The following is a 25801-nucleotide window of genomic DNA, read 5'->3' as shown; positions in this document are numbered from 1 at the left end:
CGCCATCGGGCAGGCCAGAGGAATCATCTTCATTGCCGTCAGGCGGGTTATAGGAATCATCTTCACCGCCATCGGGCAGGTCAGAGGAATTATCTTCATTGCCGTCAGGCAGGTCGGAGGAATCATCTTCATTGCCATTGGACTGGTTAGAGGAATCCTCTTCACCGCCATCAGAGGAACCATCCCCATCACTTTCAGCCTTTTCAGACGAATCCTCCATACGGCCCCTGTGATCTTTTGCATCATCTTTTGCTGCATAAGATCCAATTTCCCCGGATGAGACAGAGCCTTTGTTGCTGGAATCCCCATTCTCACCGGAGCACTGATAGGCATAAGGTGGCGGAACGGGCTGGGCAGCGGCCAGGGAGTAGAGGGATGTACTGCCTGTTGCCAGAGCAATGATGGAAAGGGCAATGGCAGAGCGCAGCATGATCATTTGTTTTTTCATCATTCATCACCTGCCATGGATGCAGTCAGGTACTGTCCATATTCTTTATCGAAAATTTTTTCCCGGGTGCGGCTTAACGGGATTTTCTCACCGGTTATTAACAGGATGTCATTTCCATCCTTTGAGGCGATAAAATCCATATTTAAAATAAAACTGCGGTGTGTCCTCAGAAAACGGGAGTCTGAAAGCTGCCCCATAACATTCTCCAGCGGACAGCGCAGAACAATGTCAGCGGACGCGTGAATGATGGTCTGGTTTCGGAATACTTCAACAAACCGTATGTTTCTCAAAGGCACTTTTATTTCATGCCCGTTGGAAAAGAAAAAGGCGCATCTGGCAGCAGATATCAGCAGCCGTTCGCACCGTTTGAGCGCTTTTTCAACCTGTTCATATGTAACTGGTTTTACCAGATAATGTTCCGCATCCACCTCATAGCTTCTGGAATAATGGTCCCTGCTGATGGTGACGAAAATAATGGCACAGCCATTTCCTTCTGCACGGATTGTTTCAGCCAGATCCATGCCGGAAAGAGGTGACATGTAGATATCTAAAAACATGATTCGGATATCAGGGTCCTGACGTGCAGTGTCTAAAAGCAGCGTGGACTGACTAAATTCCAGAATTGTGTAATCAAGAGCGTTATCAACGGCATATTGCTGGATAAACTGACGAAGCTGGACTCGTATGGACTCATCATCGTCACAAATTGCTATTTTCACAAAAATCCCCCTTACAAATTGTCATAGTATATTTATTTAAGCACAGAACATGGGGAGATGCAAGATTTTCAATGACCAATTGTCCCGTTTTGCATCTGTTTGTCCCGGAGGACTTACGGAAAAGCCCGGCTTCATCTATGATCATGTTATATTTGGTAATATATGGATTTCAGACTTGCTGATTCCAGGACATTCATTGGAGGAGGGGAATACTTATGTTGATTGCAATTTGTGATGATGAGAAATCAGAGAGAGAGCAGGTCGGAGGAATATTGGTACAAAAGATGAAAAAACGGGGAGAACCTTTACAGATTGCATATTTTGAGCAGGGGGAAGACCTGATCGAACAATATGAAAGCGAGGATCAGTATCCGGGATATGACCTTATTTTTATGGATATTTATCTGCAGAGGTTAAGCGGAATGGAGATCATACGCAGGCTGCGCAAACATGACAGGAATGTTGCTGTGATATTTATGTCCTCCAGTCCGGATTACGCCATAGAAAGCTATGATGTATGGGCAGATGGTTACCTGCTCAAGCCCATTGTGCGGGATAAAGTGGAAAATGTCCTGAACCGTTTTATGGAATACCGATATCCAAAGAACAAAAAGAGCCTTCTGATGGTAAATGGGAGTTCCAGCAGACGGATTTCCTATGACGATATCATGTATATTGAAAGCCGGAGGATGAATCTGAGGATTGTATGCGCCAAGGGGGTGGAGCATACTATTCGCAAAAAGCTGGATGAGGTCCAGGCAGAACTGACCCAGCCAAGGTTTTTAAAGTGTAATCAAAGTTATATTGTAAACATGGATTATATTACCCGCGCGGATACGGATTTCACAATGGAAAACGGTGACAGAATCCCCATCAAGGTCCGGGAACGGAAACGGATCAGGGAGAAGTATTTTGCTTATGTGCTGGAGCGGGGATGGGATGATATGTAAAGCCTGGCTTTTATTTGGGCAGGGGAGGGGGCAAATATACATGGGTATCTTTTGGATATCCATGTATTGTCCATGTGTTTTTGTTGAATATTCCTTGATAAGGGATTGACAGCTGCTTTTTTTTGTGATAATATACATATAAATGAAACGATTCATTCACATAAAGGCGGATATGGAGATAAAACGATAATATCTCCAAAATTTTTTAAAGTAAAAATGAAACGATTCATTATTGGGCGGGATATTTGTTCTAGATGGTGGTAGGGCGCATATCACAACTCATCGGAAATAAAGAAAACCTGCCAACAGTATCATACGTTTCCAGATGTACAGAAAAGAACATTAAAGGAGAGAATACCATGAAAAGAAAAGCATCTTTATTATTAGCAGGCGCATTGACGGTTTCAATTCTTGCAGGCTGCGGCGTTCAGTCAAGCACCCAGACCACAGCAGCGGCCGGTCCGGCTGCTGCTGCGGCAGATACTGCCGGCCAGACGGAGGCACAGGGCACAGGTGATGCCGGCAAGTCCACAGAAGACACAAAGAATTCTTCACAGCAGGGCGGTGAAATAATCGGGGATGCCGGCAATGCTGAGATTCAGATTTCCCTGTGTGACAGTCAGCCGGAGTCTTCCCTTATTGGACAGGCCGAGAAAAAGTTTGGGGAATATCTGGCCGAGGCTTCCGGCGGCAGGATTGCACTTAAGTATTATCCTTCTGCCATGTTGGGAGACGGAACTACGTGCATGCAGCAGGTACAGTTGGGTTCCCTGGATATGTACCGGTGTGATGCGGCAGTTCTGTATGACTGGGGCGTTGAGAGTATGAAGATCCCGGGGCTTCCCTACTTGTTCGGCTCCCAGGAGCAGGCATTTGAGGTAATGAGCTCTGACATTGGCGAACAGTGGCTTAAGGACATTGACAACGCAGGGATCGGAATGGTAGGAGTAGGTTATCTGGTGGATATGCCCCGCTGCTTTTTCACGGCTGACAAGCCTGTTTATAAGCTTGAGGATTTAAAAGGGATCAAGATCAGAAGCCTTGAAGGCGATGTGTTCATGGAATATAAATCATCCCTGGGGATGAATCCGACTCCAATGCCATGGAGTGAGGTTTATACATCTCTTTCCACAGGTGTGATCGATGCAGCTGCCAATACCCTGGACAGTTTTGTTTCCAATAAGATGAATGAGGTTTGTAAGTATTTTATTAACAATGATGGTATGTATCTGGTATGCCCCATGGTGTTCTCTGAGGTGACTTGGAATAAGCTTTCTCCGGAGGATCAACAGATCGTGGCGGAATGCTGGAATAAAGCGTCCCAGTATTATATCGATCAGTCCGAAGGCCTGATCGAAAAAGAGGTGGCTGATATGGAAGCAGCAGGAGTGACCTTCTGTGATATCGAAGACATGGATCGGTGGATCGAAGCAACCCAGCCTGTGGTAGATAAATTCAGCACCGGCTATGAGGATGTTGTGGCTGAGATACGGGGACAGTGGCTTAACAAATAAGTTTCCTTTCGGGAAAAATGTATGAGAGGGTGAGAAGGTGAAAACAATCAGAAAATATTATGATATGTTTTTTCAGGGTATTGAAATTATATGTGTTCTGTTCCAGGGAGCCATGGTCCTTATTCTGGCATACGGCGTGTTTATGCGGCATGTGATAAACAATTCACCCAGGTGGACGGATGAGATAAGCCTATTCTGCATGATCTGGTTCAGTCTTCTGGGAGCGGCGGTTGCGTTAAAGGAAAACAGGCATATAAGGATCCAGTTTTGGAACTCATTCCTGCCTCCTAAAGTGATGAAAGGGTTGGAACTGATCGTCCATGTGATCGTGTTCATATTTCTGCTGTGGTTTTTAAAATACGCCATTGCATTGACAAACCTGACCGGCAGCACGAAACTGACCGGCTCAGGTATCCCTATGAAATATTTATATGTATCGGAACCGGTCGCAGTGGGCTGTATGATCATTGCGGCAATTGGAAGGGTAGGTGAAATCATTGGCAGCAAATCCTAATGCAGTATTTTTACTCCTTGCAGTGTTCTTTTTTCTTATTATCATTGGAGTGCAGATTGGAATCTCTGTTCTGATTTCATCATTTATTACCTGCGCATACCTGGGGTTTCCGCTGCAGACAATGGCTATGCAGGTGATCAAAGGCCTGAATGTCTATACTTTGATGGCAGTGCCCCTGTTTATCCTTGCAGGGGAGGTGATGACAAGGGGAGGTATCACCAACCGGCTGGTGGATCTGTCCAATTCGCTGGTTGGGTGGATCCGCGGAAGCCTGGCTCAGGTAAATATTGTTGCCAGCCTGTTCTTTGGTTCAATCTCAGGCTCCTCTGCGGCGGACACTGCATCGGTTGGGGCAATGATGATACCCCTTATGGAAAAGGACGGATATGACACGGACTTTTCCACCTGTGTGACCATGGCAAGCTCCGTGGAGGGCATGCTGATCCCACCCAGCCACAATATGATCCTGTTTGCCCTTGCGGCAGGCGGTGTGTCTGTAGGTCGCGTGTTCATGGCCGGCGTGGTGCCGGGTCTTGTCCTGGCAGGTGTATTGGCAATTTACAGCTACATAATTTCTGTAAAACGTAATTATCCCAAAGGTGACAGATTTAATCCGGCACATGCGGCTTCCAGTCTGTTTAAAGCCCTTCCTGGCCTGTGTACCGTGCTTATCGTGGTAATCGGAGTGCTTGGCGGCCTGTTTACGGCAACAGAGGCGGCTGCCGCAGCTGTGGTTTATGCGTTTATTGTGGGCATCTTCTTTTATAAGGAGATTACAATCCGCGATATACCGGAAATACTGGCCAAAGCCTTAAAGACAACCTGTATGATCATGTTTTTGATCGGGTCCTCCAGCTGTTTCAGCTGGCTGGTATCTTATCTGAACATTGCCAGTATTTTTACGGAATGGCTGACGGGCCTGACCAACAATCCCGTCATTATCCTGCTGTTGATCAATGTCTTCCTGCTGCTGTGCGGAATGGTGATGGATATGTCGGCCATTATATTGATCGTCACTCCCATCCTTCTCCCCATTACCCAGAGCATTGGCATGGACGCCGCACATTTTTGTGCTATGCTGATCCTGAATCTGGGAATTGGAGTGATCACCCCTCCGGTTGGAAACACCCTCTTTATCGGAAGCGCTATTTCAGGCCGGTCCCTGGGGCAGCTGTCAAAGGCAATGATTCCATTTTATATCATGATGTTTATTGCACTTATGATCGTGACCTTTGTGCCCGCAGTGTCCACATTCTTACCCAACCTCTTAATGGCATGACAAGGAAAAGTAAGGGACAGTGCAGGCGGGGGAGGATATTGACAAAGTAAACCGCACGTGCTAATATGTTTTATGAAACGATTCATTAGGTCGCCATAAAAAGAGAGGATATGGAATGGCAACTGTAAAAGATGTAGCGCGTGCAGCAGGGGTATCCCTTGGAACGGTTTCCAATGTATTAAATGGCAAGGCAAGCGTAAAGCCTGAGAGCCGGGAAAAAGTTTACCAGGCAATAGAAAAATTGGGATTTCAATATAATATGACGGCCAGTGCCCTGCGGACAAAGGCCACTAAGAACATAGGCCTGATCATACCCACCATAGTTAACCCCTATTACCCGGAGCTGGCCAGAGGGGTGGAGGATGAGGTCAGGGAAATGGGATGTACCTTGTTTTTATGTAACAGCGACAGAAAAGAGGAAAAGGAGCGTCAGTATATCAATGCATTGCTGAGCAGGGGGACAGACGGACTCATATTGGTTAAGACCAGGCTGCCTGAACAGGAGCTGGTTCAGTTGAAATCACAGACAGAGGTGGTGCTGGTGGATTATGAGGGAGAGACCGGGGCACCATTTTCCATGGTAAACGTCAATGATACAGACGGCATTATACAGGGTATGAAACATCTGGAGGAATATGGACATAACCGTATTGCGTTTATCAGCGGTCTGGTGGATGCCTATTCCAGCCGCTGCCGAATGGATGCATACAAAAGAAGCCTGAGGGAACGTGGGATCGAATACAGGGCTGAGTATGTGCGGTTTGGGGATTACAGCTGGCACAGCGGATATGAGGCAGCCATTCAGCTGCTGGCATTGGATCATCCGCCCACAGCCATCTTTGCCGCAAATGATATTATGGCCATGGGCGTGATCAAGGCAGCAACCGAGAGCGGGATCCATGTGCCCGGGGAACTTTCCGTTGTGGGGTATGATGATATTGAGATGAGTAATTTGTGCAGTCCGGCATTGACCACCATCCATCAGCCTAAATACCAGGTAGGACTGGAAGCGGTCCGCATGTTAATGCAGGGGCTGGGAAAGTCAGAGATCCGGGATACGCAGATATGTATGGATACCAGTCTGGTGGTGAGAAAAAGTGTGGCAATGGCGCCGGAATAGGTACAAGAAGAGGAGGCAGTGATATGCCTCCAGTTCTTTACATAAAAAATGAAACGATTCATAAATGCGAATGATAAACTTGAGAAGTCAGAGAGCATAGGAAAGGGAGTTGAAAATGATCATATATATAGGAAGTGACCATGGAGGATATGAGTTAAAGCAGATCCTTATGGAACGGCTAAAGGAAATGGGAGTCGCCTGCGTGGATGTGGGGGCGGATTCCACGGATATTGTAAGATATCCTTATTATGCAGCCAATGTGGCGGAAGCAGTGGCTGACGGCAGGGCGGACAGGGGGATCTTAATCTGCTCCACGGGAATCGGGATGAGTATCATGGCCAACCGCTTTAGGGGGATCAGGGCTTCTCTATGTACAGATACCTATATGGCAAAAATGACAAGGAGGCATAATGATTCCAACGTCCTCTGTCTGGGAGGAAAAATAACAGGTGAGTTCGAGGCAGTGGATATCCTGGAAACTTGGATCAGGGAGTCCTATGAGGGAGGACGCCATGACATTTCCCTGGATCTGATCACAGAAGCGGAGCGCAAATTGTGCTGTGAGGAAATTCCTCAACAGGAAAAATTGTTTCACGGAGAACGGAAATAAGAAGGAGGCTATTTGTGAAAACAGCAGTAACTATAGCGGGAGCAGGAGCCAGGGAGTCGGCCTTTGTGGTGTGGAGGGGATTTGAGGAATCCATACGCAAAGCTTCGGAATACGGATATGACGGCGTAGAGCTGGCCTTAAAGCGGGCGGATGAGATAGAGGAAGGAACATTAAAGCGCTGGCTGAAAGACTGTCACATGGAGGTCAGCTGTATTACCACCGGACAGGTATTCGCTGATCTGGGATTGTATTTTACACATCCGGACGCGGAGATGAGAAAAAGGACTGTCAAGGTCTTTGAGGAAATGATCGATCTGGCAGGAACCTTTGGAGGACTTGTAAATGCAGGAAGGACCAGGGGATTTGTGGGGCCGGGACAGACCAGGCAGGAGGCGGAGAAGCTGTTTGTGGATACCATGCAGGCTCTCTGCGACTATGCAAAGGCCAGAAAGGTTGAAGTACTGGTCGAACCGGTCAACCGGTATGAGATCAATTTTATAAACAGCCTGGATCAGGGGAGCACACTTTTGGATAAGGTTCACAGGGATAACTGCGGGCTTCATGCAGATGTATTCCATATGAATATTGAGGATGACAAAATGGATGACAGCCTGATACGAAATGGAAGATGGGTCCGCTATGTGCATTTTGCGGATTCCAACCGTCTGGCTCCCGGATTGGGACATCTGGATTTTGACCAGGTCATGTCTGCCCTTAAGAAAATCCGATACAATGGATGGGTTTCAATGGAAATGCTTCCGGGAGATGACCCGGATGATATGGCCAGAAAGGCGATTGATTTTATAAGCCCTAAAGTGGCTGAGTATAACAGGAAAGGAAACAGATATGAATTCTGAGAGGAAAACAGAACTGGATCGATTATGTTCACAGTTTAGGAATGATTTAATGGATCTGCTCCATATGATCCAGACAGGGCATCCGGGCGGTTCCCTGTCCTGCACGGAAATCCTCACCGTACTGTATTTTGACAGTATGAGACAGGATCCTGCTGACCCTGATTGGGAGAAAAGGGACCGTCTGATATTAAGCAAAGGACATGCGGCTCCCATGTTGTATCTGATTCTGGCTGAATTGGGATATTTCCCAAAGGAGGATCTAAAGAATCTCAGACAGGTGGGTTCCTATCTCCAGGGGCATCCCTGCCGCCACAAGACCCCGGGGGTGGAACTTTCCACCGGGCCGCTGGGCCTGGGCCTGGGTGCAGGCATTGGTATGGCTCTGGGGGAGCGTTTAAAGGGAAACGACTCCTATATTTATGTGGTCATGGGGGATGGGGAGATACAAGAAGGAGCTGTATGGGAAGCGGCAATGGCCGGCGCAAAGTTCGGGACCACCCATTGTATTGCGGTTCTGGATCACAACGGAGTGCAGCTGGACGGTACCAATGATGAGATCATGCCCATGGGTGACATCGGGGAAAAATGGAATGCTTTTGGATGGAATGTGATCCGCTGTGACGGACATGATGTCCTGGAAATCAAAGCAGCAGTGGAATCAGCCAAGGCAGAAGACAAGCGTCCATCCATCATCCTGTGTGAAACAATAAAAGGCAAAGGTGTTTCCTTTATGGAAGGAAAGAGCGCATGGCATGGGAAAGCAATCAGTGATGCGGAGTATCAGCAGGCAAAAGCAGAGTTGGGAGGGGTGGTCAGGTGAGAGAAAAAATAGCAATCCGCGATGCCTATGGACAGGCACTGCAGGAATTAGGCCGGGCAAATGAGACAGTCGTTGCAATGGAGGCAGATGTGGGCGGCTCTACAAAATCCATTCTGTTTGGCAGGGAATTTCCAGACCGTTATTTTAATACGGGGATCAGCGAACTGAACATGGTAAATATGTCAGCCGGACTAGCGCTGGAAGGGTTTACCCCCTATGTGAATACATTTGCTGTTTTTTTGGCTTCCCGCGCCATTGACCCGGTCCAGTCCCTGATTGCATATGATCATTTATGTGTGAGGCTATGCGGGACATACTGCGGGCTGTCCGATTCATATGATGGGGCCAGCCATCAGGCTATTACGGATATTGCAGCCATGCGTGCAATCCCAGGAATGACGGTCCTCTCCGTGTCCGATGCAGTGGAAACAAAAAAAGCAGTGTTTGCCCTGGCTGATTACAGCGGGCCTGCTTATCTCAGGCTGTCCAGGGCACCGGCTCCTGTGATCTACAGTGAGGACATGGAGTTTGAAATCGGGAAAGGGATCGTTCTGAGAAAGGGCGATGATGTGACTATGGTGGCAACTGGAATTGTGGTCCACAGAGTGCTGGAGGCTGCTGCGCTGTTGGAAAAGGAGGGGATCCATGCAATGGTCGTGGACATGCATACGGTGAAGCCCATTGACCGGGAACTGCTTACAGCCTGCGCAAAAAAGACAGGCGCGGTCCTTACCGTGGAAGAGCATTCCATATACGGCGGTTTGGGCAGCGCGGTGGCGGAGGTATTATCCCGTGAATATCCTGTGCCTGTCTTTATCCTGGGACTCACCGGTTTTGCTGAGTCGGGGGATCTGGACCAACTTATGGATAAGTATGGATTCGGGGCGGATCATATTGCGGAGCGGGCCAGGGAAGTTATGGTGAAAAAGGAAAAATAGGAGCGGCAGCAGGAAGCTGGATACCAGGCAGCATTTGATGGATGTTGCGGTGGATAACCTGAAGGCATTTCTGGATGGGAATCCGATTCATATGGTGAATGGCTGATTCCACACAACAAATCATTTCAAATACATACTAAGCGCCGGTCTGTAAAGGTCCGATCATTCCTATAGCTAATTCATCCCCATTGTGCTATAATACCCTCAGTGTGCAAGGGTACACACCCTTCAGATGCCTTGTGCGCTGAAGGTAAGCCCTATTAAATACAAGTGAGGTTGTTATGGAATACGGAAATGTTCAATTTGGAAAAGAAATCAAGTTCTGGTGTTATTTAATGGTCACAGTGGCTGCGATCAATATTCTTGGGTGTGCGCTGCTTAAGGATTATTTTTCCATGGTGACCTGTATTGCGGCGGGGATCCTCTATTATTGGCTGATGATAGGAAGAAAACGTCTGACATTTTATCTGATCCTAGTTTTGTTTGGCGTTCTGATACTGTCCTCGGTCCTGATAAAGGTCAATCTGCTGGCAGCGGTTGTCAGGCATGGGATACCTCCGTTCATCACCTTTATATTACTCAAGAAATACTGGCCTTTTATGAAGTGACAGGGACTCTAAACACAGGGAAGGGATGGGTGGTTTCTTGAAGGAGAAGGAATTATACACCATAGGAGAGGTGGCCGGGATTTGCAATATTTCCGCCAAGGCTTTGCGCTACTATGATAAGATCGGCCTTCTTTCCCCTGACCATATCAGTGAGGAAAATGGTTACCGCTATTACAGCAGGAAGACCCTGCTTCTGGTTCCCGTGATGAAATATTATAAACAGATGGGGTTTAAGCTGGAGGAAATGCAGGAGATGCTGGGCGGAAATACATACCAGTTCCTGCAGCAGAATTTCCACTCCAAGATCAGTGGACTTAAGGACATGGAAAGGGAGATCCAGGGCAGCCTGGCGGCGGTCAAAGACTGGTATGAGCTGATAAAGGAAGCGGAACTGGTCATCCGTCACAAAATCCAGGACGTTTCCGTGCGTTTTATAGATCCCGCATCCTATTGCTATATGGATCAGGATTTTAATTACCAGTATATGGAATCCATTATCAATATCAGCTGGACCAATTATCTGGAAGCGGCGGGACAGAAGATAACAGGACCGGTCATCCTGAATTTTTCTTCCGCCGCCCATAAGATGTCAGGAATCTGTACCAGGGCAAGGATTATGCAGAAGGCGGTATGGGCGGATCCGGAGGATCCGGCTCAGATCATGTGGGGCGGCCGGATGGCGGCGTGCGCTTATCATGTGGGCGGTTATGAGGATATGGGACAAGTGTATGAGAAGATCTTAAAATGGGCGGATATGAGAGGATATGCCTGTGACCAGGGATGCTTTGAGCGCTACGTGATCGATTATTGGACTACCCGCAATTCCAGTGAATTTGTGACAGAAGTGATCGTGCCGGTGACCCCAAGATCCGGATAAAAACCTTCCCCTTTACAGGAATGTAACAAGGGAAGGAAACAGGAACGACCAGGTAAAAAGAGAAGGGAAAGGCCCCTTTTTTGGGCCTGGCCGTTCTTTTTTGCCTTATTTTCCGGAATCGGAGGTATTCGGGAATGGATATTGACATTCCACCTAACAGGAAGGTTTATACTAGTATTATGTTAAAAAACTGACAGGGGGTTTGATCGGGGAAGATGCAAAAAGAAAAACTTTATTCAATCGGGGAAGTCAGCAAAATATGCAACATTTCAAAAAAGGCCCTTCGCTTTTATGACCAGATCGGAATTATTTCGCCGGACGTAATATGTAAGGAGAACGGGTACAGGTATTATAACAGGGAGACCCTTTTGACCGTTCCCATTGTGAAGTATTACAAGCAGATGGGATTTAAGCTGGAGGAAATGCAGGACCTGGTGGAGGGGAACACATACTATTTTGTCAAACAGAATTTTATCAGTAAGATCGATGAGCTGAGGATCCAGGAACAGGAGATCCACAACAGTTATGTGGCGGTCAAGGACTGGTATGAGCTGATCCAGGAAGCGCAGCTGGTTTCCAGGAGCAAGGTGCAGGAGGTAGGGGTGAAATACATAAGCACGGCTAATTATTGTTACATGGACCAGCCGTTTTCCTACCACTACATGGAATCTATTATCAATATTGACTGGGTGAACTATCTGGAGAGCGTGAACAACGAGATCGCAGGTGAGGTGATCCTTCGGTTCCCTTCCTGGACGGACAAGATGAATGGGACCAGCACGTCCGCCAGGATCATGCAAAGGCCCATCCGTCCATGTATGGAGGGAACGAACCAGACTGTGTTCGGCGGGAACATGGCGGCCACGGTTTACCATTTAGGCGCATTGGAACAGATTGAGGATGCCTATGGGAAGATACGGGACTGGACAGCTGCCAGGGGATACAAATGCGGCCCGGAATCTTATGAGCGCTATGTGGTGGATTACTGGACCACCAGGAATCCGGAGGAGTTTGTGACAGAGGTGATCGTACCCATTGTCAGCGGTCCCTGTGACTGAGGACAAAAAGCTTCCCCTTAGGGGAAAGATTTATGCAGGACATACGGGGGGAGAATACAGAGATTTCCCCTTCCGAATGAAAATAAAGAGACGAGAATGGTCGGATTCTGACGTGCAGGTGCCTGGTCACCTGCTTCTTTTTTTGCCGGTTTTGATGGAATAATCTTCCATAAAACCCTTATATTTCAATGCTTTCCGAGAATACCCAATTCTTTGCAAAATTAAAAAGCAGCAAATAGTTAAAAAAATCTCAAAAAAACGGTTGACATTCCACTAAAGGGCAGGGTCTATACTAAATGCATAGAAAAACATGACGCGTATTTAAAAAGTTGGTAATATTGCTGATTTGGGATGTTTTCTAATTTGTGAAGGCCGAACACAAAATCATTAAAACAAAATATGATAACCGGCTTTTGTGCATTTTGACACTGCAAAAGCGGGCGCAAGAAAAGGAGCAACAGACCATGAAATATGATGCATTGGGAATGATTGAGACAAAAGGATTGGTGGGATCCATTGAGGCGGCGGACGCCATGGTAAAAGCCGCCAATGTTACACTGCTTGGCAAAGAAATGATCGGCGGAGGCCTGGTCACTGTGATGGTGCGGGGAGATGTTGGCGCTGTGAAGGCTGCCACAGACGCGGGAGCAGCTGCGGCCGGAAGAGTGGGAGAACTGGTAAGCGTACATGTGATACCACGGCCCCACGGGGAAGTGGAAACCATTCTTCCGGGAACCAGGACCTCAGAATAGAACATCACAGAACAGAACATCAGAATAGCGACCAAAGGAGATTCCATATATGAACGGAGACAGTGCAGCAGTAAATTATGGGGCGGCAGCCCCTATGACGGCTGATGACAAAATGAAACAGGTGAACAAAAAATTCCGAGTGACGGGAATAACCACAGGGCTGATATCCGGCCTGACCTACGGGATCTACACCACCCTGGTACTGGTGGCTGGATATTATGAGCCTCTTATGGGCGCGGCCGGTGTCCTGGCAGCTCCCTATGTGTGTTCAGGACTCAATGACCTGTTCGCAGGCATCTGGCTGACCCTTTACAACGCAAGATGCGGCAGGCTCAGTGAGCTTGGACGAAGCTTACATACATTTCCCGGCAAGATGATCGTGCTTGGATCCCTGCTGGGAGGACCCATTGCCAACGGGGCTTACCTGGTGGGCCTGGCCATGGCAGGGGCATACGCCATCCCCATTTCCGCCACATGCAGCTTGTTTGGAGCGATCTTTGCGTGGATCTTCTTAAAACAAAAGCCTACCAAGCGTGTCATTGCAGGTATGATGATCTGCGTGGCCGGCGCCATTGTGATCAACTGGGTAAAGCCTGAGGGCAGCCCCAACTTCACCCTGGGCATCATCTGCGCACTGATCGCTGCGATCAGCTGGGGACTGGAGGGAATGCTTTCCAGCTACGGCGGCGCTATGATCGATACGGATGTGGCGGTTAACTTAAGGGAACTGATCTCCGGCATTGTGGACCTGGTCGTGATCGTTCCGCTGGTGGGTGGAATGGCCCTTTTGGGAGGAACCTTTGCAGCAGGACTTCCGCTGATCTGGCTGGCGCTTTCCGGTTTAAGCGCAGCCGTATCCTTTGTATGCTGGTACAAGAGCAATTCCACTGTGGGCTGTGCCATTGGCATGTCCTTAAATGTAACATACGCCTTTTGGGGCGTGCTCTTCTGTGTCATGTTCCTGGGCCAGCAGCTCACATCCACCATTGTGATCGGATCCGTTGTCATCGTATTCGGAGCCATCCTGGTAACTATGAATCCACTGGATCTGCTTAAGAAGGGAGAGTAGGAAAATGCTATTACCGGCAAGAACAGCAGTGCTGAATTATTTGTACAGTGTTAAGAGCGCTGACATAAAAGAAATCATGGAAGCCCTGAAACCCCAGTACGGCGGGGAACGGCAGTTTACAAAGGAACGTTACCTGGATCACGTCATGTCCCTGGAAGCCAACGGCCTTTTAAACTTGGAGAGCTACAAGCTGGATGAGGCAGGGGAACTTTCCCTGCGCTATATCATAAACGAAGACGGAAAAGCAACGGTTGAAAAATATGTGCCGAAGAAATACCGTCAGTGCAGCTGACGGGAGGAAAACATATGAGATATTATGGTGAAGAAGCCCTGGGACTGGTGGAGACAGTGGGGCTGGTGCCCGCTCTGGAGGCGGCTGACAAGATGTTAAAGGCAGCGGATGTGGAACTGATCTCCTATGAAAATGTGGGCTCCACCCTTGTCACCATTATGGTGAAGGGGGATGTGGCAGCGGTCCGTTCCTCGGTGGAGGCAGGAGCAGCGGCAGCAGCCGCCATCGGAAAGCTGACAGCCAAGAATGTGATGCCAAGGCCCATCCGTGAAGTGGGGGATATTGTATCCGTCCATGACATTGACGCCTGACAAAAGAGAGCTTAAAACATGGAGAGAGGAATCGAATATATGGAACGATATGAAGCCATTGGACTGATCGAAACATTTGGCCTGGTATTTGTCCTGGAAGCAGCGGACGCCATGTGCAAGGCGGCGGATGTGGAATTGATCGGCTATGAGAACGTGGCCTCAGGATACATATCCGTCCTGGTGCGGGGGGATGTGGGCGCCTGCAAGACAGCTGTGGAGGCGGGGGTTAAGGCTGTGGAGGCCATGGGAGCAGAGGTATACAGCTCGGTAGTGATCCCAAGACCCCACCCGCACCTGGAAAAGATCATCGCCCGCTACTCACTGGAAAGCCTTTTGCCCGGGAAAGGGTGTGCGTCATGAAATTCGTTGACAAGGACCTGCTTTCCGTACAGGAAGCCAGAATCCTGATGGAACACGCAGAGGAGGCAAGAAAGGCCCTGGCGCTTTTTGACCAGGAAAAACTGGATTTTGGGGTGACGGCCATTCTGGATGGGATAAAAGGCTGTCTGAACGAATTGGCCCTTAAGTCCGCTGAGGAAACAGGTTACGGAAACCAACGGGATAAATACAGGAAAAACCGTCTTATCTTAAGCCGGATACAGGAAAAACTTGCCGGTATGCGCTGTGTGGGGCTGCTGGAGGAGGATCCGGACAGAAAGACTGCAAAGATTGGTGTCCCCATTGGAGTGGTCGCCGCCCTGGTTCCGGCCACAAGTCCGGTATCCACAACGCTGTTCCTGGCAGCGATCGCTGTAAAATCCGGCAATGCGGTGGTGTTCGCCCCCCATCCCAGGGCGGAAAAAACAGTGCAAAAAACAGTGGAAATACTGGCTGAGGCTGCAAAGGAAGCAGGGCTTCCTGAGGGAACTATTTCCTGTCTGAATACGGTGACAAAGGAAGGAACAGCCCAGCTGCTCTGCCATCCGTTTACATCCCTTGTGATCAATACAGGGATTCCCGGGCTGCTAAATGCATCCCGGGAGAGCAAAAAGCCGTTTATCTGCGGAGGGATCGGTCCCAGTCCTGTGTTTATTGAGCGGACAGCCGATGTGAGGCAGGCTGTGAAGGATATTATTGAAAGCCGCAGTTTTGACTGCGGGACATCGGCGGCAGCGGAACAGTATGTGGTGGCCGACCGCCAGATTGCAGAGGATGCGAGACGGGAAATGCTGACCTTAGGTGCATACTTTATGAACCGGACAGAGGAAGAACAGCTGATGGGCCTGCTGTGCCGGGAAAATGGCGGCAGGGATCCGGAGTACATGGGCAAGCCTGCCCTATGGCTGGCCGAAAAGGCGGGATTCACCGTGCCTGAGGGTACCAGGGTCTTGGTATCCCAGCAGAAATACATCACTGAGTTTAATCCATATGCCAGGGCGCTGTTATGCCCGGTGCTGGTGTTTTACATAGAAAATGACTGGATGCACGCATGCGAAAAATGCATGGAGCTGCTGGTCAATGAGAGCAGCGGCCATACCCTGGTCATTCATTCCAGGGACGAGGATGTGATCCGCCAGTTCATGCTAAAAAAACCTGTGGGAAGGGTCCTGATCAACACGCCGGCATCCTTTGGAGCCATGGGTGCAACCACCAACCTGTTTCCTTCCATGACTCTTGGAGGACTCACTGCCGGTTTGGGAATCACTTCCGACAACGTATCTCCCATGAACCTGGTGTACATAAGAAGTGCAGCCTGGGGCGTGAGGGGGATCCGGGACCTGGATCCATTGGATCAATGGGAAGGCATGGAAAGGGAAAAGATAGAGGAACCGGAAAAAGATAGTAAGGAAGCAGGAAAAGATAATAAGGAAGCTGTGGATGTAGCAGGACTGCTGAAAACCATATTGGAGCAGCTGGAATATAAATAAGCTGAAAGCGAGGGGAATAGATTGGATATTCGTGAATTTTCAAATAAATTGGCGGAAGCCGCAAAGACCATGTCTCCGGAAGAAAAAGCTTCACTGATGAAGATGTTTGAAGCTGTTTCTGACGAGATTACAAAAGTAGGGGCTGACCAGACAGGCAAGGCTTCACAGGGGGCTGCGGCTGACCGGATCGTTACAGAGGGAACCTCCATACCGGACGGTATGACGGCCCGCCTTCAGGCACTGAAGGATAATTACCTTACCCATAAACCAACCATCACAACACACCGGGCAAGAGCCATTACAAAGATTGCCGGTGAAAACCCGGGAATGCCTAAAATCATGCTTCGGGCCAAATGTTTCCGCTATTGCTGCGAGACGGCTCCCCTGGTTATCCAGGACCATGAGCTGATTGTAGGCGCACCCTGCGGCGCGCCCAGGGCAGGAGCATTTTCACCGGATATTGCCTGGAGATGGATGGAGGACGAGATCGACACGATTGGTTCCAGACCACAGGATCCATTCTACATATCAGAGGAAGACAAGAAGATCATGAGGGAGGAACTGTTTCCGTTCTGGAAAGGGAAATCAGTGGATGAGTACTGCGAGGACCAGTACCGCGAAGCCGGTGTTTGGGAACTTTCCGGTGAGTCCTTTGTTTCCGACTGTTCCTACCACGCATTAAACGGAGGCGGTGACTCCAATCCCGGCTATGATGTGATCCTGATGAAAAAGGGAATGCTGGATATCCAGAAGGAGGCCATGGATCATCTGGCAGAGCTGGATTACCAGAACCCTGATGATATTGAAAAGATCTATTTTTATAAATCCATTATGGACACCACAGAGGGCGTGATGATCTATGCCAGAAGGATGTCCGAATACGCAAAGGAACTGGCCCAAAAGGAGTCAGATCCCAAGAGAAAAGCTGAACTGCTGGAAATATCCAGGGTCAATGCCCGTGTTCCCGCCCATAAGCCGGAGACCTTCTGGGAGGCGATACAGGCAGTATGGACCATTGAGTCCCTTTTGGTGGTGGAGGAGAACCAGACCGGTATGTCCATCGGCCGTGTGGACCAGTATATGTATCCCTATTATAAGGGGGATATTGACAGCGGACGCCTGAACGATTTCCAGGCCTTTGAACTGGCGGGCTGTATGCTGATCAAGATGTCTGAGATGATGTGGATCACCAGCGAAGGCGGCTCCAAGTTCTTTGCGGGTTACCAGCCCTTTGTCAACATGTGTGTGGGCGGAGTGACCAGGGAAGGAAGGGATGCCACCAATGAACTGACCTACCTGCTCATGGACGCGGTGCGCCATGTGAAGATCTATCAGCCGTCTCTGGCCTGCCGTATCCACAATAAGTCCCCGAAAAAGTATCTGAAAAAGATCGTGGACGTGGTACGTTCCGGCATGGGCTTTCCAGCCTGCCATTTTGACGATGCCCATATTAAAATGATGCTGGCCAAGGGCGTATCCATTGAGGATGCAAGGGATTACTGCCTTATGGGCTGCGTGGAGCCGCAGAAATCGGGACGTCTGTACCAGTGGACCTCCACTGCTTATACCCAGTGGCCGATCTGTATTGAGCTGGTGTTAAACCACGGCACGCCTCTGTGGTACGGCAAGCAGGTCTGCCCGGACATGGGGGATCTAAGCGGCTTTAAGACCTATGAAGAATTTGAGGCAGCGGTTAAGGAAGAGATCAGGTACATCACCAAGTGGACGGATGTGGCCACGGTGATCTCCCAGCGCGTCCACAGGGAGCTTGCGCCAAAGCCTCTCATGTCCATCATGTACGAGGGGTGTATGGAAAAAGCAAAGGATGTCTCAGCAGGAGGAGCCATGTACAACTTTGGACCGGGCGTGGTTTGGTCCGGCCTGGCCACCTATGCGGATTCCATGGCAGCCATTAAAAAGCTGGTATTTGATGATAAGAAATACACACTGGAACAGATGAATGAAGCATTAAAGGCGGATTTTAAAGGCTATGAGCAGATCCGCACAGACTGCCTGAACGCTCCCAAGTACGGCAATGATGATGATTACGCCGACCTGATCGCAGCTGATCTGGTGACCTTTACCGAGCACGAGCACCGGAAATACAAGACTCTTTATTCTGTTCTGAGCCACGGAACCCTGTCCATTTCCAATAATACCCCCTTTGGCCAGATGACAGGAGCCTCCGCCAACGGCCGCCATGCCTGGCTGCCGCTCAGCGATGGGATCAGCCCCAGCCAGGGCGCCGACTACAAGGGACCGACAGCCATTATCAAGTCCGTGTCCAAAATGTCCAATGACAGTATGAATATTGGAATGGTACATAACTTTAAGATCATGGCAGGACTTTTAGACACCCCGGAGGGTGAGGAGAGCCTGGTTACCCTGCTGCGCACGGCCTGCATGCTGGGCAACGGCGAGATGCAGTTTAACTACCTGGACAACAACACCCTGATCGAGGCACAGAAGCATCCGGAACAGTACCGTGACCTGATCGTCCGGGTGGCCGGCTACAGCGCTTTTTTTGTGGAGCTGTGCAAGGATGTACAGGATGAGATCATAAGCAGAACCATGCTTACACATTTTTAAGGCGTTTGATGCCATGAATGGAGATAGGAAGATGGAACAGACAAATACGGGAGAGATAGAACGGAAAGCCCTGATCTTTAATGTGCAGAAGTACAACATGTATGACGGCCCCGGAATCCGTACCATTGTGTTTTTTAAAGGCTGTCCTCTGCGCTGTAAATGGTGTTCAAACCCTGAGGGGCTGGACAGGAAAATCCAGGTCATGTTTAAGAGGAATTCCTGTACGGACTGCGGCGCCTGTGTCAATGTCTGCCCGGTGGGTATCCACGTATTGTCAAAAGAGACCGGAACGCATATGATCCGGAGGGATATTGACTGTATCGGATGCCGCAAATGCAAGGACAGCTGTCCCCAGTCGGCACTTGAGATAACAGGAGAGACAAAGACCATTTCCCAGCTGTTAAAGCTGGTGGAGGAGGACTCCGCCTTTTATGAGACGTCCGGCGGCGGTGTGACCCTAAGCGGCGGGGAATGCACTTCCCAGCCCGAGGCGGCCAAAAGCCTGCTTATGGCCTGCAAGGAGGAGGGCATCAACACAGCCATTGAAACCTGCGGCCATGTTAAGACAGAAAAGCTGCTGCAGATCGCCGGGTATGTGGACCTGTTTCTTTATGACATGAAGCATATGGACCCGGTCCGCCACAATGAACTCACAGGCATCAGCAATGAGCTGATCCTGTTTAACTTAAATGAACTGCTGCGCCACAGGCACAATGTAAAAGTCCGGATGCCCATGTTAAAAGGGATCAATGACAGCAGGGAGGAGATCGACCAGATCATCCAATTCCTCCTTCCCTACCGGGGCAGCAAGAATTTTAAAGGGATCGACCTGCTGCCCTATCACAAGATGGGCGTGAATAAATATAAACAGCTTGATAAGCCATACACCATCGAGGGCGACCCCAGCCTCAGCGGGGAAGAACTGGACCGGATCGAGGGATGGATCAGGGAATACGATTTCCCTGTCAAGGTGGTGCGGCATTGAACGGCAGTACTGACCGGCCACTGATCAGCGGCGGACCGGATGCCGCAAACAGTTGGGAAAGGAGCTGACAGGGATGTGCCTTGCAGATAACAGGGATGTCAGAAGAGTGATTGAGGAATCGGTGCCGGGCAAACAGGTGACCATTGCACATGTGATCGCCTCGCCGGTGCCGGAAGTTTATGAGTGCCTTGGCATTGATGCCCTGGGAGCCATTGGCATTTTGACATTAAGTCCTTTTGAAACAGCCATCATAGCGGCGGATATTGCGGCCAAAGCATCCAATGTGCAGATCGGGTTCCTGGACCGGTTCACCGGATCCGTGGTGGTTGCCGGGGATGTGGAAAGCGTGGATACGGCCCTGAGAGCGGTAAACAGTACATTGTCAGGGCTTCTGGGATTTAATGTAGCGGAGATCACAAGGACGTGAGGAATAAGCGGATCATGATAATCGGAGCCGGGCGGAGCGGGAAAAGCTCCCTGGGAAGATGGCTGGACCAACAGGATTGGTTCCCGGGCGCTGCCCGGGGGGAAAACCCGGACAGCTGGAACAGGCGTACTCCCACCCTGGTGTACAGGGGCGCGGTCATCGAGGCGCCGGGTGCCTATTTGGAAAGTCCCTGGATGCGCCATCACCTCATAGCAGCGGCCCAGGACGCCTGCTGTGTGCTGATGCTGGCGGATTCCACGGGAAAAAGAGAGATTTATCCGCCGGGATTTGCCAGGGTGTTTCCCTGTACGGTCCTGGGCGTTGTCACAAAATGCGACCTGACGGCTTCGGATGGCAGACGGATGGAGGCCTGTTTTAAGCAGCTTGCCAGGGCCGGAATCAGGAACCCCTTTCTAAGGACCAGCATATTGGACCAGACAGGTCTGAAAGCACTGGGAAGGGAAGTGAAAGGCTGTCTTGAGGCAGCCGGAATAAAAGAGAAAGCGGAATGAAAGAGCCAATGTTATAGAATGATTGACGGAAAGGAGGGACAGAACATGGAAGAATTTATAATGAACACAAAGATCTATATGGGAAAAGCATGTCTTTCCCGGCTGAGCGGCCTGGAAATCAAAAAGGCATATATTATATGCGATCCATTTATGGAGAAATCAGGAAAAGCAGCGGAGATAGCAGGATTGTTAAAAGAGACAGGGGCTGACAGCCGGATCTTTTCAAAGGTTGTGCCGGATCCCACCATCCAGGTGGTGACACAGGGAATTGAGGAAATGGGAGCGTTTGAACCGGATACCGTGATCGCTTTAGGCGGCGGTTCGGCCATTGATACGGCCAAGGCCGTGTGCCATCTTTATGCGGCCATGAAGCAGGAAAAGCGTCCGTACCTGGCGGCAGTTCCCACTACCAGCGGGACCGGAAGCGAGGTCACATCCTTTGCGGTGATATCCGATCCCCAGGCACAGGCCAAATATCCCCTGAGGGATCCTGCCATGGTGCCGGATGCGGCTTTTCTGGATCCTGAGCTTACAGCCACCGTGCCGCCGCAGATCACAGCGGATACGGGGATGGATGTATTGACCCATGCACTGGAGGCCTATGTTTCCACCAGGTCCGGGGACTTTACGGACGCCTGCGCGGAAAAAGCGGTCCGCATGGTTTGGAAATATCTGGAACAGGCAGTGGCGGATGGAGGCAACATGGAGGCCAGAGAGCACATGCACAATGCTTCCTGCCTGGCGGGAGTTGCATTTAACGGCGCTTCCCTGGGAATCTGCCACAGTCTGGCTCATGCTTTGGGAGCGCGTTTCCATATCCCTCATGGGAGAAGCAATGCCATCCTGCTGCCGCACGTGATCGCATACAATGCAGGGCTTGAGGAGACCGGTGAGACAGAGGCGCTTTTGCGTTATGCCCAGATAGCCAATATGCTGGGGATCTCCGCCGGTACAGAGAAGGCCACGGTCCACTGTCTTATACGGCAGATACGGAATCTGATGAAGCGCATCGGCATTCCGGAGCAGGTCACGGAATTGGGAGTAGAGCGTGAAGAATTTGGACAGTGGGTGGAAGATATGGCAGGAAAGGCACTTCAGGACAACTGTACGGCGACCAATCCGAGAAAACCTGAACTGAAAGAATTGGAAGACATATATGGGAGGCTTTGCAAAGGGGGCCTGGGATGAAATTCATAACAGAGGATGACCTGCGCCTGGCCTATAAATCCGTGCCCTTTACCTCCTATGTGATCATGCCGCAGGAACGGCTGACCCCTGGGGGAAGGCAATTTCTCATTGACCGCCAAATCAGGATTTGTGATTCCAGCCCGCCGGATCCGGGGGAAGCCGGGCTGGGGAGGAAAGAGGACATCAGGTTATCTGGGGCAGACTGCAAAATTTCTTCGGACACTGCCGCCTTCATCCGAACTGTTCAGGCGCTGCTTTTGCAGACAGGTTCCGACCTGCTGGAGATCAATGTACTTACCGCCCAGGAGATATTCACACTGGAGCGGCGGGTGGCAGGACTTTTAAAGGAGCGCCCGGCCCAAGGTCCGGAATGTATAGGCTGTGCGGGTATCACGCCGGACAACTGGGACTGTCTGCTGGAAGACTGCTTTGAAGTCACCGGATTTCACGCCCAATCCCCCAGAGGGCGTGAGATTGTCCGCCTCCATCTCCTGCGGTGTACCCTGCGCCAACTGGCGGGAAAGATCCCCGAACACCAAAGGAAACTTGTTTACCCTGTGATCAACCGTCTGTCCCAGATGATCTGTCTGGCGTTTGGAGGAAATACATGTCAAAAGAAGCATTAACATTTGAAGCCTGTGACCGGCTGGTCAGGGAGTTTGAAAACGTGATCAAAAAACCTGTAAGAGGACACTCCGCCGTATACTACACGGGTGTGGATCTGGGAACTGCCTGCGTGGTGGTATCGGTCCTGGATGAAGATCTCCGCCCGGTGGCTGGTTCCTACCGCTATGCGGATGTGGTCAGGGACGGAATGGTGGTGGACTACATCGGTGCGATCCGTATTGTAAGGGAAATGAAGGAAGAACTGGAGAAAAAGCTGGGAACTGAACTGGTCTATGCGGCGGCCGCCATTCCTCCGGGCACGGATGCCCTGGATTCCGGCGCCATCAAAAATGTGGTCCAGGGTGCGGGCTTTGAGATCACAGCCCTGCCTGATGAGCCTACTGCAGCCAATGCGGTCCTGAATATACGAAATGGCGCTGTGGTTGATATCGGAGGAGGCACCACAGGCATCTCAGTGCTGAAGGATGGAAAGGTGGTTTACGTGGCGGATGAACCCACGGGCGGGACTCATTTTTCGCTGGTGATATCAGGTGCGTATCAATTGTCCTTTGAGGAAGCGGATGCTTACAAACGGGACCGGAAAAACCACAGGGAACTGCTGCCGGTATTAAAACCAGTGATTGAAAAGGTCTCCGCCATCATCAGCCGCCATATTGAGGGCAGGGATGTGGACGGGATCTATTTGGTGGGGGGAACCTGCTGCCTCACGGGAATCGAGGAGATCATAGAGAAGAAAACCGGGATCCCCACCTATAAGCCGGCAAACCCCATGTTTGTAACACCCCTTGGAATTGCGAAAAATTGCGCGAGCGCCTGCGGATGACGGACGCTGAGCCCGTCTGCCAAGGAGAACTGAGCAGAAAGTAAAGGAAAGAACCAATGGAATACCGAATCATAAAATCGCCCACCCAGGGCACCATTGACATACTGTGCCGCAGAAAGGGGTCCGGTGCTTCAAAAACCATGGACTACCCGGATGCCATCGGCCTGATACAGGGCAGGATGATTGAAATGGTCTGTGCGGCCGATGTGGCGGAAAAGGCAGTGGGAGTAACGGTGGAGGATATACGGGGCAACTGCCCCCAGAACATGATCCTGCTGGCAATCTTCGGTGACACGGCTTCTGTGGAGGCTGCCCTGGATGAGATACGCAAAAAGGAGAAGGAGGGAAAGGAAGAGTGGTAACTGCAAGACTGATCGATAACATATGGGCCACCAGAAAGGCGGAGGCTCTCAACGGCTGCAAGCTGATGCTGGCCCAGGTGATCGGAGGAGCCAGAGCCGGGGAACAGCTGGTTGTGGTAGACACCATCAGCGCAGGCATTGGAGACAGGGTCATGATTACCACAGGTTCCTCTGCCCGCCGGATGCTTAAGGATGATGAGATTCCGGTGGACGCCGTTGTGGTTGGAATTATAGACGAGGACTGCACCTTTGATATGGAGCATGCATAAGATGCGCTCCTGAAAAGGCAGCGGTAATTGCAGAGAGGAAGTGAGGGTATGAAACAGCTGGTTTGCGCAAAAGACGTGGAAACCCTGAAGGAGGAAGGAAAGACAGAGTACTGTATCTGTGAGGGCGCGATCATCACACCTTCCGCAAGGGATGCAGCTGACTCCTTTGGAATTACATTTTCATATAAAAAGGAAAGCGGTGGGGGAAATGCCCCATCAATAAGCCGGGACATAGACAGCGGCCAGATCTATATGGTGCTAAAGGCCCTGATGGATAAGGGATTGTTAAACAAGGGACTTTTAGACGGGATCCTTGATCCCTACGATTCACAGCGCCACCCAAATGGCCTTAAGGTCGTGCGCGGTGATTCAGTAAAAATGGATGTGTTTGACACGGGAAACCCGGAGGCAAAGGTTTATTTCCAGGAATTGGTAAGCAAGGAGGAATCCCATATCAGCGCCGGTTTTCTGGTGATCGACCACTCGGACTTCCAGTGGGAACTGACCTATGAGGAGATCGACTATGTGATTGAGGGCACTCTGACCGTAACCATTGACGGAACAACGTACTGCGCCCATGCAGGGGATGTGCTGTTTGTCCCGTCCGGCTCTAAGGTGGTCTGGGGGTCACCGGACAAGGCAAGGATATTCTACGCTACCTATCCGGCAAACTGGGCAGACCTGGTATAGGAGGTAGAAGATGCAGGCCCTTGGATTAATAGAAACAAAAGGATTGCTGGCAGCCATAGAAGCGGCGGATGCCATGTTAAAAGCAGCGGACGTCAGTATCCTTGAAACGATAAAAGTGGGCGGCGGGCGCATGAATGTGTCCGTAACCGGGGACGTGGCGGCTGTAAAGGCGGCTGTGGACGCGGCCGGGGCAGCAGTGGAACGCCTGGGAGCGGGACTGCTTCTGTCCAGCCATGTGATTCCCTGGCCCCACGAGGAATTGGAGACAGTGATCGGCGGGCCGCCGCCCGGGAAACCGCCAACGGGCGGCATTGGGGCTGAAGGGGATGCGGAAAGCACAGAGGATGCGGCCGGAGCAGAGGGTGCGGCCGGAGCAGAGGATGCGGCCGGAGTAGAGGATGCAGGCTGCATAAATGCAGCAAAAGACCGGGAATATGCGGACAATGTACAGGATTGGGAGGAACCAACGCCCCCCATTATCTTCACAACCGCCCCGGACCGCCACGCACTGGACTGTCTGGCCGCCGAATCAGGAGCGGAAACAGCTGTTCGGGCTCTTGTCAGCCTGAAGGTAACAGAACTTAGGGCACTGGCAAGGGAGTACCCGGAGCTTGGCATTGGAGGCCGGGAAATTTCCAAGGCAAATAAGACCTTGCTGCTGACGGAGTTTAAGGCATTTTATGACAGGACAGAGCAGTAAATAAGCAAAGAGAGGGAATTCTTAC

Annotated in this window: 31 protein-coding genes; 29 read left to right on the top strand and 2 right to left on the bottom strand. The window is 50.4% G+C overall.

Annotation, left to right across the window (positions count from 1 at the left end):
* Together CLFS41_RS09510 and CLFS41_RS09505 are read right to left on the bottom strand one after the other, a co-directional pair.
* The coding region (locus CLFS41_RS09510) for a hypothetical protein (protein ID WP_200895090.1) at window positions 1-451 on the bottom strand (451 nt) is incomplete at its 3' end.
* Window positions 448-1167: a LytTR family DNA-binding domain-containing protein gene (locus CLFS41_RS09505; protein WP_200895089.1), complete on the bottom strand. Its 720-nt coding sequence runs from the start codon at window positions 1165-1167 to the stop codon at window positions 448-450. The genes CLFS41_RS09505 and CLFS41_RS09510, both read right to left, overlap by 4 nt.
* Before the next feature lie 215 nt (window positions 1168-1382).
* Here CLFS41_RS09505 and CLFS41_RS09500 point away from each other — a divergent pair, with 215 nt between their 5' ends.
* From CLFS41_RS09500 to CLFS41_RS30990, 29 genes are all read left to right on the top strand, one after another.
* Window positions 1383-2117, top strand: coding sequence for a LytTR family DNA-binding domain-containing protein (locus tag CLFS41_RS09500; protein ID WP_007859119.1), 735 nt, complete (start codon window positions 1383-1385; stop codon window positions 2115-2117).
* A 359-nt stretch (window positions 2118-2476) separates the two neighbouring features.
* On the top strand, window positions 2477-3631 hold the full coding sequence (locus CLFS41_RS09495; RefSeq protein ID WP_045092136.1) for a TRAP transporter substrate-binding protein: 1155 nt from the start codon (window positions 2477-2479) through the stop codon (window positions 3629-3631).
* A 37-nt stretch (window positions 3632-3668) separates the two neighbouring features.
* The gene (locus CLFS41_RS09490; protein ID WP_045092135.1) at window positions 3669-4145 is read left to right on the top strand and encodes a TRAP transporter small permease; all 477 of its coding nucleotides are present in this window, start codon (window positions 3669-3671) and stop codon (window positions 4143-4145) included.
* Window positions 4120-5424 (top strand): TRAP transporter large permease, encoded by a 1305-nt coding sequence (locus CLFS41_RS09485; protein ID WP_242856814.1) that lies wholly within the window; start codon window positions 4120-4122, stop codon window positions 5422-5424. The genes CLFS41_RS09490 and CLFS41_RS09485 overlap by 26 nt, the downstream gene beginning before the upstream one ends.
* A gap of 115 nt (window positions 5425-5539) precedes the next feature.
* The gene (locus CLFS41_RS09480) at window positions 5540-6544 is read left to right on the top strand and encodes a LacI family DNA-binding transcriptional regulator (protein ID WP_045092133.1); all 1005 of its coding nucleotides are present in this window, start codon (window positions 5540-5542) and stop codon (window positions 6542-6544) included.
* A gap of 115 nt (window positions 6545-6659) precedes the next feature.
* Window positions 6660-7154, top strand: a complete 495-nt coding sequence (gene rpiB, locus CLFS41_RS09475; RefSeq protein ID WP_045092132.1) for a ribose 5-phosphate isomerase B — start codon at window positions 6660-6662, stop codon at window positions 7152-7154.
* Between the two features lie 14 nt (window positions 7155-7168).
* Window positions 7169-8011, top strand: coding sequence for a sugar phosphate isomerase/epimerase family protein (locus CLFS41_RS09470; RefSeq protein ID WP_045092131.1), 843 nt, complete (start codon window positions 7169-7171; stop codon window positions 8009-8011).
* The gene (locus tag CLFS41_RS09465; protein WP_045092130.1) at window positions 8001-8831 is read left to right on the top strand and encodes a transketolase; all 831 of its coding nucleotides are present in this window, start codon (window positions 8001-8003) and stop codon (window positions 8829-8831) included. Before CLFS41_RS09470 ends, CLFS41_RS09465 begins: the two co-directional genes overlap by 11 nt.
* Window positions 8828-9769 (top strand): transketolase C-terminal domain-containing protein, encoded by a 942-nt coding sequence (locus CLFS41_RS09460; protein ID WP_045092129.1) that lies wholly within the window; start codon window positions 8828-8830, stop codon window positions 9767-9769. Before CLFS41_RS09465 ends, CLFS41_RS09460 begins: the two co-directional genes overlap by 4 nt.
* Before the next feature lie 281 nt (window positions 9770-10050).
* Window positions 10051-10377 carry a hypothetical protein gene (locus CLFS41_RS09455; protein WP_007859117.1) on the top strand — a complete coding sequence of 109 codons (327 nt, stop codon included), beginning with the start codon at window positions 10051-10053 and terminating at the stop codon, window positions 10375-10377.
* Window positions 10378-10414: 37 nt separating this feature from the next.
* Window positions 10415-11254, top strand: coding sequence for a MerR family transcriptional regulator (locus tag CLFS41_RS09450; protein WP_242856813.1), 840 nt, complete (start codon window positions 10415-10417; stop codon window positions 11252-11254).
* Window positions 11255-11469: 215 nt separating this feature from the next.
* The gene (locus CLFS41_RS09445) at window positions 11470-12312 is read left to right on the top strand and encodes a MerR family transcriptional regulator (RefSeq protein WP_045092127.1); all 843 of its coding nucleotides are present in this window, start codon (window positions 11470-11472) and stop codon (window positions 12310-12312) included.
* A 464-nt stretch (window positions 12313-12776) separates the two neighbouring features.
* Complete coding sequence (gene eutM / locus CLFS41_RS09440; protein WP_007859111.1) at window positions 12777-13064, top strand: ethanolamine utilization microcompartment protein EutM; 288 nt, start codon at window positions 12777-12779, stop codon at window positions 13062-13064.
* Between the two features lie 49 nt (window positions 13065-13113).
* Window positions 13114-14133, top strand: a complete 1020-nt coding sequence (locus CLFS41_RS09435) for a DMT family transporter (protein WP_007859109.1) — start codon at window positions 13114-13116, stop codon at window positions 14131-14133.
* 4 nt (window positions 14134-14137) lie between these two features.
* Window positions 14138-14425, top strand: a complete 288-nt coding sequence (locus CLFS41_RS09430; RefSeq protein ID WP_007859108.1) for a hypothetical protein — start codon at window positions 14138-14140, stop codon at window positions 14423-14425.
* Between the two features lie 14 nt (window positions 14426-14439).
* Window positions 14440-14736, top strand: coding sequence for a BMC domain-containing protein (locus tag CLFS41_RS09425; RefSeq protein WP_007859107.1), 297 nt, complete (start codon window positions 14440-14442; stop codon window positions 14734-14736).
* 39 nt (window positions 14737-14775) lie between these two features.
* Window positions 14776-15096 (top strand): BMC domain-containing protein, encoded by a 321-nt coding sequence (locus CLFS41_RS09420; protein ID WP_007859106.1) that lies wholly within the window; start codon window positions 14776-14778, stop codon window positions 15094-15096.
* The gene (locus CLFS41_RS09415) at window positions 15093-16604 is read left to right on the top strand and encodes an aldehyde dehydrogenase family protein (protein WP_052665689.1); all 1512 of its coding nucleotides are present in this window, start codon (window positions 15093-15095) and stop codon (window positions 16602-16604) included. The genes CLFS41_RS09420 and CLFS41_RS09415 overlap by 4 nt, the downstream gene beginning before the upstream one ends.
* A 21-nt stretch (window positions 16605-16625) precedes the next feature.
* Window positions 16626-19193, top strand: coding sequence for a choline trimethylamine-lyase (gene cutC, locus CLFS41_RS09410; protein ID WP_007859104.1), 2568 nt, complete (start codon window positions 16626-16628; stop codon window positions 19191-19193).
* A 31-nt stretch (window positions 19194-19224) separates the two neighbouring features.
* Window positions 19225-20178, top strand: a complete 954-nt coding sequence (cutD, locus tag CLFS41_RS09405) for a choline TMA-lyase-activating enzyme (RefSeq protein ID WP_007859103.1) — start codon at window positions 19225-19227, stop codon at window positions 20176-20178.
* A 73-nt stretch (window positions 20179-20251) separates the two neighbouring features.
* The gene (locus CLFS41_RS09400) at window positions 20252-20605 is read left to right on the top strand and encodes a BMC domain-containing protein (protein WP_007859102.1); all 354 of its coding nucleotides are present in this window, start codon (window positions 20252-20254) and stop codon (window positions 20603-20605) included.
* The gene (locus CLFS41_RS09395) at window positions 20602-21117 is read left to right on the top strand and encodes a EutP/PduV family microcompartment system protein (RefSeq protein ID WP_045092126.1); all 516 of its coding nucleotides are present in this window, start codon (window positions 20602-20604) and stop codon (window positions 21115-21117) included. The genes CLFS41_RS09400 and CLFS41_RS09395 overlap by 4 nt, the downstream gene beginning before the upstream one ends.
* Before the next feature lie 45 nt (window positions 21118-21162).
* Complete coding sequence (locus CLFS41_RS09390; protein ID WP_007859100.1) at window positions 21163-22305, top strand: 1-propanol dehydrogenase PduQ; 1143 nt, start codon at window positions 21163-21165, stop codon at window positions 22303-22305.
* Window positions 22302-22931: a hypothetical protein gene (locus CLFS41_RS09385; protein WP_045092125.1), complete on the top strand. Its 630-nt coding sequence runs from the start codon at window positions 22302-22304 to the stop codon at window positions 22929-22931. Before CLFS41_RS09390 ends, CLFS41_RS09385 begins: the two co-directional genes overlap by 4 nt.
* Entirely contained in the window at window positions 22913-23755 is an 843-nt protein-coding gene (gene eutJ, locus CLFS41_RS09380; protein ID WP_007859095.1) for an ethanolamine utilization protein EutJ, read from the top strand. The genes CLFS41_RS09385 and eutJ overlap by 19 nt, the downstream gene beginning before the upstream one ends.
* Window positions 23756-23811: 56 nt before the next feature.
* Window positions 23812-24117, top strand: coding sequence for a BMC domain-containing protein (locus CLFS41_RS09375; protein ID WP_007859090.1), 306 nt, complete (start codon window positions 23812-23814; stop codon window positions 24115-24117).
* Entirely contained in the window at window positions 24111-24386 is a 276-nt protein-coding gene (locus tag CLFS41_RS09370) for a EutN/CcmL family microcompartment protein (RefSeq protein WP_007859088.1), read from the top strand. The genes CLFS41_RS09375 and CLFS41_RS09370 overlap by 7 nt, the downstream gene beginning before the upstream one ends.
* A gap of 48 nt (window positions 24387-24434) precedes the next feature.
* Window positions 24435-25076: a cupin domain-containing protein gene (locus tag CLFS41_RS09365; protein ID WP_007859087.1), complete on the top strand. Its 642-nt coding sequence runs from the start codon at window positions 24435-24437 to the stop codon at window positions 25074-25076.
* A 10-nt stretch (window positions 25077-25086) separates the two neighbouring features.
* Entirely contained in the window at window positions 25087-25776 is a 690-nt protein-coding gene (locus CLFS41_RS30990; protein ID WP_045092124.1) for a BMC domain-containing protein, read from the top strand.
* Window positions 25777-25801: the final 25 nt, after the last annotated feature.

Origin of the sequence: Clostridium sp. FS41, assembly GCF_000954015.1 — a bacterium.
GTDB classification, from domain to species: domain Bacteria; phylum Bacillota; class Clostridia; order Lachnospirales; family Lachnospiraceae; genus Enterocloster; species Enterocloster citroniae.
This window is presented reverse-complemented; position numbering and strand designations above follow the sequence as displayed.

Excerpts from the sequence above, each read along its gene's own strand:
- CLFS41_RS09500 (WP_007859119.1), top strand. The coding sequence starts at position 1,383 with ATGTTGATTGCAATTTGTGATGATGAGAAATCAGAGAGAGAGCAGGTC.
- CLFS41_RS09495 (WP_045092136.1), top strand. The coding sequence starts at position 2,477 with ATGAAAAGAAAAGCATCTTTATTATTAGCAGGCGCATTGACGGTTTCA.
- CLFS41_RS09480 (WP_045092133.1), top strand. The coding sequence starts at position 5,540 with ATGGCAACTGTAAAAGATGTAGCGCGTGCAGCAGGGGTATCCCTTGGA.
- rpiB (WP_045092132.1), top strand. The coding sequence starts at position 6,660 with ATGATCATATATATAGGAAGTGACCATGGAGGATATGAGTTAAAGCAG.
- CLFS41_RS09465 (WP_045092130.1), top strand. The coding sequence starts at position 8,001 with ATGAATTCTGAGAGGAAAACAGAACTGGATCGATTATGTTCACAGTTT.
- CLFS41_RS09455 (WP_007859117.1), top strand. The coding sequence starts at position 10,051 with ATGGAATACGGAAATGTTCAATTTGGAAAAGAAATCAAGTTCTGGTGT.
- CLFS41_RS09445 (WP_045092127.1), top strand. The coding sequence starts at position 11,470 with ATGCAAAAAGAAAAACTTTATTCAATCGGGGAAGTCAGCAAAATATGC.
- eutM (WP_007859111.1), top strand. The coding sequence starts at position 12,777 with ATGAAATATGATGCATTGGGAATGATTGAGACAAAAGGATTGGTGGGA.
- CLFS41_RS09435 (WP_007859109.1), top strand. The coding sequence starts at position 13,114 with ATGAACGGAGACAGTGCAGCAGTAAATTATGGGGCGGCAGCCCCTATG.
- CLFS41_RS09430 (WP_007859108.1), top strand. The coding sequence starts at position 14,138 with ATGCTATTACCGGCAAGAACAGCAGTGCTGAATTATTTGTACAGTGTT.
- CLFS41_RS09425 (WP_007859107.1), top strand. The coding sequence starts at position 14,440 with ATGAGATATTATGGTGAAGAAGCCCTGGGACTGGTGGAGACAGTGGGG.
- CLFS41_RS09420 (WP_007859106.1), top strand. The coding sequence starts at position 14,776 with ATGGAACGATATGAAGCCATTGGACTGATCGAAACATTTGGCCTGGTA.
- CLFS41_RS09415 (WP_052665689.1), top strand. The coding sequence starts at position 15,093 with ATGAAATTCGTTGACAAGGACCTGCTTTCCGTACAGGAAGCCAGAATC.
- cutD (WP_007859103.1), top strand. The coding sequence starts at position 19,225 with ATGGAACAGACAAATACGGGAGAGATAGAACGGAAAGCCCTGATCTTT.
- CLFS41_RS09400 (WP_007859102.1), top strand. The coding sequence starts at position 20,252 with ATGTGCCTTGCAGATAACAGGGATGTCAGAAGAGTGATTGAGGAATCG.
- CLFS41_RS09390 (WP_007859100.1), top strand. The coding sequence starts at position 21,163 with ATGGAAGAATTTATAATGAACACAAAGATCTATATGGGAAAAGCATGT.
- CLFS41_RS09385 (WP_045092125.1), top strand. The coding sequence starts at position 22,302 with ATGAAATTCATAACAGAGGATGACCTGCGCCTGGCCTATAAATCCGTG.
- eutJ (WP_007859095.1), top strand. The coding sequence starts at position 22,913 with ATGTCAAAAGAAGCATTAACATTTGAAGCCTGTGACCGGCTGGTCAGG.
- CLFS41_RS09375 (WP_007859090.1), top strand. The coding sequence starts at position 23,812 with ATGGAATACCGAATCATAAAATCGCCCACCCAGGGCACCATTGACATA.
- CLFS41_RS09365 (WP_007859087.1), top strand. The coding sequence starts at position 24,435 with ATGAAACAGCTGGTTTGCGCAAAAGACGTGGAAACCCTGAAGGAGGAA.
- CLFS41_RS30990 (WP_045092124.1), top strand. The coding sequence starts at position 25,087 with ATGCAGGCCCTTGGATTAATAGAAACAAAAGGATTGCTGGCAGCCATA.